Below are 12974 nucleotides of genomic sequence, written 5' to 3' on the forward strand. Positions count from 1 at the left end.
ATGAGGGAAGTTTGTGAAAATAAAAGTATTGTTAGTTGATGATCATACAGTTGTTTTAAAAGGATTAGCGTTTTTCTTAAGTACACAGGAAGATTTAGATTTAGTTGGAGAAGCGAATAATGGGAAAGAAGCGTTAGTGAAAGTAGGAGAAACAAATCCTGATGTTATATTAATGGATTTATATATGCCTGAAATGGATGGTGTTGAGGCGACGGCATATATTAAAAAAGAGTATCCAAATGTGAAAGTAATTGTATTAACTAGCTTTTCTGATCAGGCGCATGTGTTACCTGCATTACGGGCTGGAGCAAGTGGGTATATTTTAAAAGATGTAGAACCGGATCAGCTTGTTGAGGCTATTCGAAGTGCATATAAAGGTAATATTCAATTACATCCGGATATAGCAAATGCTCTTCTCTCTCAAACATTACCTGTAGAAGAAAAGGAAGAAGAACATTCTATTCAAGTGGATGTGCTAACAGCGAGAGAAAATGAGGTGTTGCAACTATTAGCAAAAGGGATGAGCAATAAGGAAATTGCATCTGTTTTAGTTATTACAGAAAAGACGGTTAAGGCGCATGTAAGTAGCATTTTGAGTAAATTAAATTTATCCGATCGTACGCAAGCGGCGTTATATGCAGTGAAAAATGGAATTGTATAAGACAAAAGTCGTAAGACCTAGTTCGCCTTTAGAAGGTGGACTTTTTTTATGGAAAAATACGTCTATGTGAGGACGAAATTGTCTTGATATAAAGATAAAATATGTTTGTAAGCAACAAAACAACAATTACAAGGGATACCTTTTTTGAAAGCATATAACAACATAAGAGTGAGTACTAGGAGGAAGAAATAATGGCAACAGTTTTATTCGTTAAAGCAAACAACCGTCCAGCGGAACAAGCAGTTAGTGTAAAATTATATGAGGCATTTTTAGCAAACTATAAAGAAGCACACCCAAATGATACAGTAGTAGAACTGGATTTATATAAAGAAGAATTACCATATGTAGGTGTAGACATGATCAATGGTACATTCAAGGCAGGTAAAGGATTTGATTTAACAGAAGAAGAGGCAAAAGCAGTAGCAGTTGCTGATAAGTATTTAAATCAATTCCTAGAAGCTGATAAAGTTGTTTTCGGCTTCCCATTATGGAACTTAACGATTCCAGCGGTGCTACACACATATATTGATTATTTAAACCGTGCTGGTAAAACGTTCAAATACACGCCAGAGGGTCCAGTTGGCCTAATCGGTGATAAGAAGATTGCATTATTAAATGCACGAGGCGGCGTATATTCAGAAGGTCCAGCAGCTGAGGTAGAAATGGCTGTTAAATATGTAGCAAGTATGATGGGCTTCTTCGGCGCAACAAACATGGAAACAGTAATTATTGAAGGACATAACCAATTCCCAGATAAAGCAGAAGAAATCATTGCTACAGGTCTTGAAGAAGCAGCTAAAGTAGCAAGTAAATTTTAATTAAAATTATAATCGTCACTCGAAAAAACAGCATTAACATATAAACGTTAATGCTGATTTTTTTATATTTTTAGTTCATCAGCAAGTTTTTTTAATTGAATTCGATCTCGTATGTAATAGGTTCTTCCGTCTTTTTTTAAGTAATTTTGTTGGCAAAACTGATTTAATACATATAAAAGATGACGGTAGCTGATATTTAAATATTCCGAGGCCTCAGTATGCTTTTCTATATAACAATTATTTTGTTCTGTTAATAAAATAAAAGCAGCTAATCGATTTTCAAAAGGATAACTATAGTTTTTTGCGTAATTTTCAGTGCGAGTAATTGTCTTTTCTCCAATAAATTTGCATAAGTGCTGTAAAAACGTTGCATCTTGTAATAAAAGTTGCTGACAATCTTTAAGAGGAAGTGCCAAACAAACACAATCTTCTAGTACTTCAACGGACTTAGTAATATTTTCTACTCCTATTAATCCTAATTCCCCGATAAATGATGGTGCTTGAATAAAATTAATTAATGAAACCTTCCCGTTTTTATGACTCATATATATTTTTGCCTTCCCAGAAATTAAGTAATAGAGATAAGGGAGAGCATTTCCTTCGCTACATATCATCTCTTTCGTTTGAAAAGAATGCAGCTCTACATATGGCAAGACATGAAATGAAAATAGGGTATGGAATTGATGGATTTGCATGTATTGATAAATTTCTTCCTCATTTTTGCTGATTTTCATATTTTCACCCCTATGTATAGTATGAGATATCTCCTATTATCTTTACAAGAAGGAATGATACGATTTATGTAAATTTGTTTTTGTAGAAAAGAGAGTGTGATGAATTTATGAAAAAATATAAAACATTGCTATTTGATGTAGATGATACATTATTAGATTTCCAAAAGGCTGAAAAAATGGCTTTACGGGTGCTTTTTGAAGAGAAGGGAATCTCTTTAACAGACGAGATAGAGGCTCGTTATAAAAAAATAAATAAAGGTCTTTGGGATGCTTTTGAAAAAGGTGAACTATCACGCAATGAAGTTATAAATACACGATTTTCTCTGTTGTTTCAAGAGTATGGAGAAGAAGTAGACGGAATATTATTCGAAAATAATTACCGTAACTACTTAGAAGAAGGAAATCAACTCATGCAAGGTGCGTTTGAATTTATAAATCAAATTCAAGGGGAGTATGAGTTGTATATAGTGACAAATGGTGTTTCTAAGACGCAAGATAAACGTTTGCGTAATGCAGGGTTACATTCATTGTTTAAAGATGTTTTTGTTTCAGAAGATACAGGTTTTCAAAAGCCGATGAAAGAGTATTTTGATTATGTTTTTGAACGGATTCCTAACTTTGCACCTGAAGAAGGGCTGATTATTGGTGATTCATTAAGCGCTGATATTAAAGGTGGATATGTAGCGGGAATTGATACTTGTTGGTTTAATCCAGAAAGGAAATTAAATGATAGTGGGATTATACCGACATATGAAGTGCATAATTTTGAGGAGTTAGAAGCGTTATTAAAGCAGCATGTGTAATAAAAAAATAGGCAGTGGAGCTTTCGTCCCCACTGCCTATTTTTATTAATTTTTATTTTCGTTATGTTTTGGGAGTGGAAAGGCATTCCCAATAGCAGCTGCACCAAGCATTGGCAATAGTAAATTAAGCGGGAAAAACATAAGTAATAGCAATGTAATAGCTATTGGCTTTCGTAACGCATAGCTCGAAATTGCTGTCGTTACGATAGCAACGGATGCTACTGGATCTATAGGAAGAATAGATGCTATAGCGTATCCAATACTTGATCCGGAAAATATAATTGGGAATATATGTCCACCCCGCCACCCTGTGTTCAAACAAACGGCAGTAATACACAACTTTAAAATCCCTGAAAGAAGTAGTATCCAAAAAGATAAATGGCTCCATTCAACAACTAACTCTTTTAATTGATGTTCCCCTGAAAATAATGTGTACGGAAGAAAAGTTCCTGCAATTCCTAATAAAATGCCACCGATAATTCCGAGTGTCAGCTTGTATTCCCTAAAAGGGTGAATTAACTTCTCTAAAGTGAATTCTAACTTGAAATAAAAGAAACCAACTATAGCACCGATACTAGCAAGTGGAAGAAATGCGATCCATTCATTGAAAGAAAGTGCACCTTCCCCGAAATCAACAATAAAGGATCCACGATTATCGAGTTTACTCAGTAGTAAATAAACAGAAAAACCTGCGAAAGTAGTAGCTAAGTATACAATTGCCTTTTTTCCTTTAGAAAAAGCAGCAATTTGTTCCCCCTCATTTTCATTCGGTGCTAAATAACCGAATAATGGTGCGTTAAAAATGACACTTAAAGTAGCGCCAATTCCAATCTCGGTTAGCTCATTCATACCCTTTAAGGCAAATTTAAAGCGATCCCCTACCCATGTGCACAGTCCGCCTATAATTCCAACTAGTGCGGCTTCTGGACCAAGACTAGCTCCGAAAATTAAAACAATAATCGCTGTTAAAGTAGCCTGATGGACAAAGCGATATTCGATTCGACCAGTTTTTTTATATTCAGTCATCACTTCAGGCATAAGGCGTGGATATATACCGAAATATTTTTGTGATAGACCAACGAGGACCCCGCCAATTATTGTTACGCAAAGGGTGTAATAAGAGGGATAAGAGAGAACTTCAGGCAAGTATCCCCAAATAAAGTGGATTCCAATATTTATTGTGACTAAAAATAACCAGACTGTAGCTCCTACTATAGATCCTAGAAGAATGCCATATAGAGCAAGTATGTACTGCATATCTTTTTTATTTGTCATGTTATACCTCCGTTATGTAAATCTCAGTAGGGAAAAAGTGAAATATACTAGTGGAAAATGGATTGAATATATATAGTATCTTTTTGAGAGGACCGCCTATTCAACATATAGGCTGAATTTTAGAGAATTTGAATTTATAGGTTAAATTACTTATTTAATTTTATAGACTGATTTGAGTTTTTTAAAGGTCTTTTTTGAAATAGACTAGAATATATTTCTTTTGTTGCTTTATATGAAACTGTTAACATTTATTTTAGAACATTCAGAAAAACTGTTTGACATTAGGAAATTATTGCTATAAAATCAACGGTAATTGCATAGTCTTATCAAGAAAAGGTGGAGGGACAGGCCCGATGAAACCTTGGCAACAGCCGTATAACGGAATTGTGCCAAATCCTGCAGGTAGTAATCCTGAGAGATAAGAAAGAGCCTTTAGAGCGTGTTTTCAAACTGCTCCTTTCTTGTTTTCAGGAAAGGGGCAGTTTTTTATTTTGTATAAAAGAAAGGAGAATGAGAGATGGGAGAATCATGGGGAAAAGGAACGATTTGTGTGCAAGGTGGCTATACGCCAAAGAATGGTGAACCACGTGTTTTACCACTTTATCAAAGCACAACGTATAAATACGATACTTCGGATGATTTAGCAGCTCTATTTAACTTAGAGGCAGAAGGATATATTTATACGCGTATTGGAAACCCTACTCTAGCCGCATTTGAGCAGAAGTTATCAGATTTAGAAGGCGGTGTAGGAGCTGTTGCAACGGCTTCTGGGCAAGCAGCTATTATGCTCGCAGTTTTAAATATTTGTAGTAGTGGGGATCATTTACTTTGCTCTTCAACTGTTTACGGGGGAACGTTTAATTTATTTGGGGTGAGTTTACGTAAGCTTGGCATTGATGTTACGTTCTTTAATCCAAATTTAACGGCAGATGAAATTACGGCACTTGCTAACGATAAGACGAAACTTATCTATGCAGAATCATTAGGAAATCCAGCGATGAATGTTTTAAATTTCAAAGAATTTTCAGCTGCCGCTAAAGAATTAGAGGTACCTTTTATCGTTGATAATACATTAGCAACTCCTTATTTATGCCAAGCGTTTGAATATGGGGCAAATATTATTGTTCATTCTACGACTAAATATATCGATGGGCATGCGAGCTCTTTAGGCGGTATTGTAATTGACGGTGGAAATTTTGATTGGACAAATGGAAAATATCCTGAGCTTGTTGAACCAGATCCAAGTTATCACGGTGTAAGTTACGTTCAAAACTTTGGTGCAGCAGCATATATTGTGAAAGCACGTGTTCAACTATTAAGAGATTATGGAAATTGTATGAGCCCATTCAATGCATATATTAGCAATATTGGCTTAGAGACTTTGCATTTACGAATGGAGCGTCATAGCGAAAATGCTCTGGCAGTTGCTAAGTGGCTTGCTAATCATGAACGTATTGAATGGGTGAATTATCCGGGATTAGATAGTAATGAAAATTACTCGTTAGCACAAAAGTATTTGAAAAAAGGTGCTAGTGGGGTTTTAACATTTGGTATTAAAGGGGGATTAGAAGCAGCAAAAGAATTTATCGCAAATGTAAAACTAGCAACTCTTGTAACGCACGTAGCTGATGCACGAACTTGCGTTATACATCCCGCTAGTACGACGCATAGACAATTAAATGCTGAAGATCAGCGTTTAGCTGGTGTTACATCTGATTTAATTCGTTTATCGGTTGGTATAGAAGATGTTTCTGATATTATTGCAGATTTGGAAGCAGCTCTAGTTGGAGGCAAAACACATGCCGATCATAATTGATAAAGATTTACCGGCTCGCAAAGTGTTGCAAAAAGAAAATATTTTTGTAATGACGAAGGAGCGAGCAGAAACACAAGATATACGCGCTTTGAAAATTGCTATATTAAATTTAATGCCAACGAAGCAAGACACAGAAGCACAATTACTTCGCTTAATTGGAAACACACCGTTGCAATTAGATGTTCATTTACTTCATATGGAATCACATCTGTCTCGTAATGTAGCGCAGGACCATTTAACGAGCTTTTATAAAACGTTTCGTGATATTGAAAATGAAAAATTTGATGGGCTCATTATTACAGGAGCACCAGTTGAAACTCTTTCTTTTGAAGAAGTAGATTATTGGGAAGAGCTTAAACGTATTATGGAGTATTCAAAAACGAATGTAACATCTACGCTCCATATTTGCTGGGGGGCACAGGCTGGTTTGTACTATCATTATGGTGTTCCAAAGTATCCCCTTAAGGAAAAAATGTTCGGTGTATTTGAACATGAGGTTTGCGAGCAACATGTGAAATTGTTACAAGGATTTGATGAATTGTTTTTTGCTCCGCATTCTCGTCATACAGAAGTACGAGAGAATGATATTAGAGAAGTGAAAGAATTAACATTGTTAGCAAACTCTGAAGAAGCAGGTGTTCACCTTGTTATTGGGCCAGAAGGAAGGCAAGTTTTTGCCCTTGGACATAGCGAATATAGTTGTGAGACGTTAAAACAAGAATACGAACGAGATCGTGACAAGGGATTAAATATTGATGTGCCAAAAAACTATTTTAAACATAATAATCCAGATGAAAAGCCGCTTGTTAGGTGGAGGAGTCATGGTAATTTATTGTTTTCTAATTGGTTGAATTATTACGTGTATCAAGAAACCCCTTATATATTGTAAAGAAAGATTGTGTAACACGTGGCAACGTTTTCCTTGTAAAGATTAACTTATATTTTTCCGAATGTTCAAAATACATTGTTTTTCAGATTTTTTACTCATATAATTTCATCTAAACACAATTTTTGAGGGGTGGACAGTACTATGAAAGAAATTCAAGTTGGGTTATTAGGTCTTGGGACAGTTGGCAGTGGTGTGGTTCGTATTATTACGGATCATCAAGAACGACTCATACACCAAGTAGGTTGTCCAGTTAAGGTAACGAAAGTATTAGTGCAAAACATTGAGAAAGAGAGAGAGGTAGAGGTACCTTCTACTCTATTAACACAAGATGCAAATGAAATTTTAGATAATCCAAATATTGATGTTGTCATCGAAGTGATGGGTGGCATTGATGATGCAAAATCATATATTTTACAAGCTTTAAAAAGCGGAAAGCATGTTGTAACTGCAAATAAAGACTTAATGGCATTACATGGAGCTGAATTATTAGCGACAGCAAAAGATAATAAGGCTGATTTATTCTATGAGGCGAGTGTGGCAGGAGGAATTCCAATTTTACGCAGTATCGTAGAAGGACTTTCTTCAGATCTTATTACGAAAGTAATGGGAATTGTAAATGGAACGACAAATTTTATTTTGACGAAAATGTCAGACGAAGGGAGAGCATATAACGACGTGTTAAAAGAAGCCCAACAACTTGGATTTGCAGAAGCAGATCCAACATCAGACGTAGAAGGTTTAGATGCAGCAAGAAAAATGACGATTTTAGCTACTCTCGGTTTCTCTACAAATGTAGAGCTTGGAGATGTGAAAGTAAAAGGGATTACCTCTATTACAGAGGAAGATATTGAATACAGTAAGAGCTTAGGTTATACAATTAAATTAATCGGTCTTGCAAAACGAGATGGTGAAAAATTGGAGGTTACAGTTGAACCAACTTTACTTCCAAATACACATCCTCTTGCGGCAGTACAAAATGAATATAACGCTGTGTATGTGTACGGTGAAGCAGTTGGAGAAACGATGTTTTATGGACCAGGCGCAGGAAGTTTACCGACAGCGACAGCTGTTGTTTCGGATTTAGTTGCTGTAATGCAAAATATTAGATTAGGGGTAACAGGAAATAGTGCTGTAGTCCCACAATATCAAAAAGTATTAAAAGAGCCAGACGAAATTGTCGTGAAAAAGTTTTTAAGACTGCATGTAAAAGACGAAATTGGTGTATTTGCAAAAATTACTTCATTGTTCTCTGAGCGTGGCGTTAGCTTTGAAAAGATTATTCAAATGCCGCTTGAAGAGAAAGGAAAGGCTGAAATTGTAATCGTAACGCATCGTGCGTCTCTTGCTGATTATGATTATATTCTACATACGTTGCAAGGGTATGAAGAAATCGATTGTTTGAAAGCGAACTATCGAATTGAAGGGGATGCTAAGTAGTATCTCTTACCATAAAACAGAAAGAGCCTATTAAGCAGCTTGCTTAATAGGCTCTTTTCTATTTAAAATCTGCGTACCAACTTGAATAAATGCTTGGATAATCCAGCCTGTTGTAAAGGATAAGATGATTGTTCCAAAATAGATAGGTCCATCTAATAAAAAGCTTAACGTTAAAAATAAAAAGGCTAATGAAATCTCTGTTCTTCTAAACGTCCATTTTTTCTTTTCAGCAACCGTTAAAACGAAAGCTTCTTGAGGCGCCGCGCAAAGGTTTGTAGAGACGTAAAGACCAATTCCAGCTCCAACGAATAGATTTCCGCAAATAAGTGTTATATATTTTGGAAGAGAGCGGATAGCGTCCATAATAGTTGTAATGGAACCAATCCAATCAACAAAAAGAGAAATAAGAACCATCGTTACAATTGTACCGATTGTAATTTGTTTTTTATTCCAAAAGAGTACGATAAGTGTAAAGGCAAAGTTAATCATGAAAATCCAAAAACCAATGCTTATCCCAAAATTTTGATATAGTGCAATAAAGAAGGAATCATAAGGACTAAGTCCAAAGGAAGTAATTGTTGTCATCATATTAATACCGATGGCAAGAATGAGTAAACCGCCAATGAAAAATATATATTCTAATTTGAATCGAAGCATAGTTGTATATCCTTTCTAAATGTATTTGCTAGGAAAGGATATATTGTGGAAAGCTTACCAGGTCAAGGGAGAATTTTTGTGAGAAGGGGAAAATGAGATGACAAATATAAGAAAGATTGCTGAACTTGCTGGAGTATCTGTTTCAACTGTTTCACGTGTACTAAATAATCATCCGTACGTAAATGAACAGAAACGAAAAGAAATTTTAGCAATTATAGAAGAATTAAATTACACGCAAAACGTGAATGCAATTCATTTAGTGAAAGGAAAAACGAATGTAATTGGCGTTTTATTGCCACACGTAAATGATCAATATTATAGTGCTATTATCGAGGGGATATCAAAAGAAACAGCAAAGAATAATTATAATATGATGCTTTGCCAGACAAATTATAGCGAAGAAAGAGAACTAGAAATTTTAAATATGTTAAAAATGAAAAAGCTTGATGGGGTTATTATTTGTTCTCGGACAAATAGTAAGGAGAAGCTTGAAGAATATACGAAATTCGGCCCGATTGTTATGTGTGAAGAAATAGATTCGAAGTATATTTCAAGTGTCCATATCGATTACTACAAAGTATTTTCACGTGGGATGAAAAGCTTAATAGATGCCGGTCATACACGTATTGGATATTGTATTGGAAGAAGTAATAGCGTTAATAGCCAAAGACGAAAGAAGGCGTACGAAGATTCGCTTCAACAGAGTATCGTAACATCGTTAGAGACCTGGAAATTTGAGGGATGTTTTACAGTGGAAGATGGACGCAATGTAATTAGAGAATGGGCTCATATGTCAGTAAAACCGACGGCGTTCCTTGTATCTTGTAACCATATTGCAGCGGGGATGGTTACAGAAGCAAAAAAACAAGGAGTTCGTATTCCAGAGGATATTACGATTATCGGGTGTGATGATCAAGAGGTGGCAGATATATTGGGTATAACGACGATTTCGCATTCTAGTAAAAACGTTGGAGTGAAAGCGTTTGAATTATTATATGAAAAGATTAATGAAGAGAAATTAGATGTGAAGCATATAGAGTTATTACCAGAGTTAGTAGATAGAGAAACGACATAATTGAGAAGGTGTGAAAATCGCTTTTCAAAATTTCGTTTGGTATAATTATGGACAATCTATGAGGGCTAAAAGGGGTTTTGATATGAGATCAAAAGTAGTAAAAGTAATTCTACTCATTACAATTGCATCTTTCTGTTTATTTGCATATGGCTTTGTTTCAGGTGTAAATGATGTATTAAATCCGAAAGCTTCAAATTTAATTAAAAAGACCGATGTAGTGGCAAAAGAGAAAAAGAAAACGGGAACGTTACAAATCGTTAGTTTAGGTGATTCATTAACGCGTGGCGTTGGTGATAAAGAAGGAATTGGCTATGTTGGGCGAATGAAAGAGGATTTACAAAAAGATTATAAGCAAAAAATTGCATTAACAAATTTAGCAGTTAGTGGTGCAAAAATGCCCGATTTATTAAAACAAATTGAAAGTAGTGGCGCTCAATATTCAATTAAGCAAGCAGATGTAATCGTGTTAACGATCGGCGGGAATGATTTGTTCCCAGGCTGGGAATCGCTCGGGAAAATAGATTTAGAGACGTATCGTCCTGATACAGAAACGTTTCAAAATGAAGCAAAGAAAATTATAGAAGAAATTCGTAAATTAAATGCAAATAGTCCGATTTTTTGGCTTGGTTTATACAATCCTTTTGAAGATGTAGAAGATTTAAAAGGGTCTTCAAACATTGTTGTGGACTGGAATGCATCTTTAGAGAAGTTAGCGCTAAACGATAAAAATGTGTATATTACACCGACATTTGATTTATTCCAAAACCGCGGGAAAGATTTATTATACTCTGATCATTTTCATCCGAATGAAGTAGGTTATACGTATATGGCAGAACGTTTAGTTCAAAATGTTGTAAGTAAATTAAAACTAGAACAAGGAGGGGTAAAATGACGACGATACTTTCCGTACGAGACTTGAAGAAGGTAATTGGAAACAAGACTCTTGTAGAGAATATTTCCTTTGATGTAAAGCAAGGAGAAGTGTTCGGGTTCCTAGGACCAAACGGTGCTGGAAAGACGACTACCATTCGAATGTTAGTCGGATTGATTAAGGCGACAGAAGGTAAGATTTCTATCGGTGGTTATTCGATTAAGGAAAATTTCAGAGAAGCGATGCGTCAAATTGGGAGTATCGTTGAAAACCCAGAGTTGTATACATATTTAACAGGATGGGAAAATTTAAAGCAATTTGCTCGTATGTTAGGTGATATATCAGATGAACGTATTATTGAAATTGCTGAAATGGTTCATTTAGATGAAAGAATTCATGACAAGGTAAAAACGTACTCACTTGGTATGAAACAACGCCTTGGAATTGCACAGGCGCTCCTTGGGAATCCTAAATTGCTTATATTAGATGAGCCAACGAATGGTTTAGATCCAGCAGGGATTAGAGAACTTAGGGAATTTATACATAAGCTTGTGAAAGAAGAAAATATGAGCGTGTTTATTTCAAGTCACTTGCTAAGTGAAGTGCAAATGATATGCGATCGCGTTGCTATTATTCATAAAGGAAAGATGATAACAGTTGCCAAAATTGAAGAATTAATTAAAACAGCAAGTGATCGTGTAGAATGGATTGTTACACCAATTTCTAAGGCGAAAGATATGCTAGAAGCGGCCGAAGAAATAAGAGAAGTGAGTGTAAAAGGCGAGCGATTACTATGCCGCATGGATATTGCATCTATAAGTAGTTGGAATAAAAAATTTGTAGAAAATGAAATAGATGTACATAGCGTTAAGGAGCTTGTATTTACGCTAGAAGATTTATTTATTGAACTCACAAGGGGTGAGCAGCATGCGTGAATTTGCGAATCTAGTTTTAAATGAATCAGAAAAGATTTACCGTAAGAAACGTATTTTTGTTGTCATGCTTATTTTAGCAATCTTGATCCCGCTTTTTGTGTACGCGCAGTATCGTGAAATAGAAACGACACAAAAAAGACTCGGTACAACTGATTGGAAGGTTTCATTGCAACAGCAAATTGTTGATTCTCAGAACCGGTTGAACAATTCTAGGTTGCCAGAAGAATGGCGTGATTGGTTAAAGGTAAGAGTTGAGCAACAACAATATTATTTAGATCATGATATTAACCCGATGGCACCGGGTGCACCGACTTTTGTCAGAGCATTTATTGAACAAGGAATTACATTGTTTATTCCGCTTCTCGTAATGATTGTCGCTATTGATATCGTTTCAGGAGAACGAAGTGATGGGACAATGAAGATGTTACTTACGCGGCCGATTCGGCGCTGGAAAATACTCCTTAGTAAATACGTGACGATGTTATTTTTCATTTCGCTCATACTGTTTCTTGTAGGTTTGTTTGCTTACATATTATCAGGGCTTGTATTTGGATACTCGGGATGGAATTTACCTGTTTTAACAGGATTCGTCATTGATAAGGAAACGTTAAATACGAACTTTGTGCATCTGATTCCGCAGTGGCAATACATCTTAATGGCGTATGGACTAGCCTGGTTTGTTGCTATCGTTGTCGGAACTATATCATTTATGGTCTCTGTTTTAATTCGTAATACACCAGCTGGTATGGGCGTTATGCTAGCTGCATTAATTGCAGGCGGTATCTTAAGCTCGTTCGCAACATCTTGGGAAGGTGCGAAATATATTTTTAGCGTGAATTTATCATTAACGGATTATTTATCAGGAAAATTACCTGCATTACAAGGCTTATCAATGGGATTTTCTTTGATGAATTTAACTGTTTGGGCAGTTGTTTCCCTTATTATTTCGTTCTTAGTATTTACAAAACAGGATATGTTGAATTAATTAGACAGGAAGTGACAG

General features: G+C 35.6%; 13 protein-coding genes and 1 riboswitch. Of the genes, 10 read left to right on the forward strand and 3 right to left on the reverse strand.

The window, feature by feature from the left end; all coding sequences use genetic code 11:
- The first annotated feature begins 13 nt into the window (after positions 1-13).
- Together MRP26_RS12315 and MRP26_RS12320 are read left to right on the forward strand one after the other, a co-directional pair.
- Entirely contained in the window at positions 14-661 is a 648-nt protein-coding gene (locus MRP26_RS12315) for a response regulator (protein WP_063549203.1), read from the forward strand.
- A gap of 191 nt (positions 662-852) precedes the next feature.
- Entirely contained in the window at positions 853-1479 is a 627-nt protein-coding gene (locus tag MRP26_RS12320; RefSeq protein WP_000246722.1) for an FMN-dependent NADH-azoreductase, read from the forward strand.
- Positions 1480-1541: 62 nt separating this feature from the next.
- On the opposite strand, the gene MRP26_RS12325 is transcribed toward MRP26_RS12320, so the two are convergent.
- A complete protein-coding gene (locus MRP26_RS12325) occupies positions 1542-2213 on the reverse strand; it encodes a transcriptional regulator YeiL (protein ID WP_197242334.1) in 672 nt (223 codons plus the stop codon).
- Positions 2214-2320: 107 nt separating this feature from the next.
- On the opposite strand from MRP26_RS12325, the gene MRP26_RS12330 reads away from it, so the two are divergent.
- Positions 2321-3016 (forward strand): YjjG family noncanonical pyrimidine nucleotidase, encoded by a 696-nt coding sequence (locus tag MRP26_RS12330; protein WP_090978327.1) that lies wholly within the window; start codon positions 2321-2323, stop codon positions 3014-3016.
- Positions 3017-3061: 45 nt separating this feature from the next.
- Here the strand turns inward: MRP26_RS12330 and MRP26_RS12335 are convergent, their stop codons facing one another.
- Entirely contained in the window at positions 3062-4291 is a 1230-nt protein-coding gene (locus MRP26_RS12335) for a chloride channel protein (RefSeq protein ID WP_075718655.1), read from the reverse strand.
- Positions 4292-4611: 320 nt separating this feature from the next.
- A riboswitch (SAM riboswitch) is annotated at positions 4612-4716 on the forward strand.
- Between the two features lie 92 nt (positions 4717-4808).
- Here MRP26_RS12335 and MRP26_RS12340 point away from each other — a divergent pair.
- The 3 genes from MRP26_RS12340 (at position 4809) to MRP26_RS12350 (ending at position 8433) form a co-directional block, all read left to right on the forward strand.
- Positions 4809-6107 (forward strand): bifunctional O-acetylhomoserine aminocarboxypropyltransferase/cysteine synthase, encoded by a 1299-nt coding sequence (locus tag MRP26_RS12340; protein ID WP_000504786.1) that lies wholly within the window; start codon positions 4809-4811, stop codon positions 6105-6107.
- Entirely contained in the window at positions 6091-6996 is a 906-nt protein-coding gene (gene metA / locus MRP26_RS12345; RefSeq protein WP_001121531.1) for a homoserine O-acetyltransferase MetA, read from the forward strand. The genes MRP26_RS12340 and metA overlap by 17 nt, the downstream gene beginning before the upstream one ends.
- 141 nt (positions 6997-7137) lie before the next feature.
- Positions 7138-8433, forward strand: a complete 1296-nt coding sequence (locus MRP26_RS12350) for a homoserine dehydrogenase (protein ID WP_000659109.1) — start codon at positions 7138-7140, stop codon at positions 8431-8433.
- Between the two features lie 30 nt (positions 8434-8463).
- Here the strand turns inward: MRP26_RS12350 and MRP26_RS12355 are convergent, their stop codons facing one another.
- Complete coding sequence (locus MRP26_RS12355) at positions 8464-9090, reverse strand: YczE/YyaS/YitT family protein (protein WP_000943411.1); 627 nt, start codon at positions 9088-9090, stop codon at positions 8464-8466.
- A gap of 97 nt (positions 9091-9187) precedes the next feature.
- Between MRP26_RS12355 and MRP26_RS12360 the strand changes: the two genes are divergently transcribed.
- The 4 genes from MRP26_RS12360 to MRP26_RS12375 are packed head-to-tail and all read left to right on the forward strand — an operon-like array spanning position 9188 to position 12956.
- Entirely contained in the window at positions 9188-10165 is a 978-nt protein-coding gene (locus tag MRP26_RS12360) for a LacI family DNA-binding transcriptional regulator (protein WP_000181979.1), read from the forward strand.
- A 10-nt stretch (positions 10166-10175) separates the two neighbouring features.
- The gene (locus MRP26_RS12365; RefSeq protein WP_015055217.1) at positions 10176-11057 is read left to right on the forward strand and encodes an SGNH/GDSL hydrolase family protein; all 882 of its coding nucleotides are present in this window, start codon (positions 10176-10178) and stop codon (positions 11055-11057) included.
- On the forward strand, positions 11054-11971 hold the full coding sequence (locus MRP26_RS12370; RefSeq protein ID WP_088024739.1) for an ABC transporter ATP-binding protein: 918 nt from the start codon (positions 11054-11056) through the stop codon (positions 11969-11971). The genes MRP26_RS12365 and MRP26_RS12370 overlap by 4 nt, the downstream gene beginning before the upstream one ends.
- The gene (locus MRP26_RS12375) at positions 11964-12956 is read left to right on the forward strand and encodes an ABC transporter permease subunit (protein WP_001206475.1); all 993 of its coding nucleotides are present in this window, start codon (positions 11964-11966) and stop codon (positions 12954-12956) included. Before MRP26_RS12370 ends, MRP26_RS12375 begins: the two co-directional genes overlap by 8 nt.
- The last annotated feature ends 18 nt before the right edge of the window (positions 12957-12974 follow it).

Origin of the sequence: Bacillus sp. CCB-MMP212, assembly GCF_022748145.1 — a bacterium.
Lineage (GTDB): Bacteria > Bacillota > Bacilli > Bacillales > Bacillaceae_G > Bacillus_A > Bacillus_A cereus.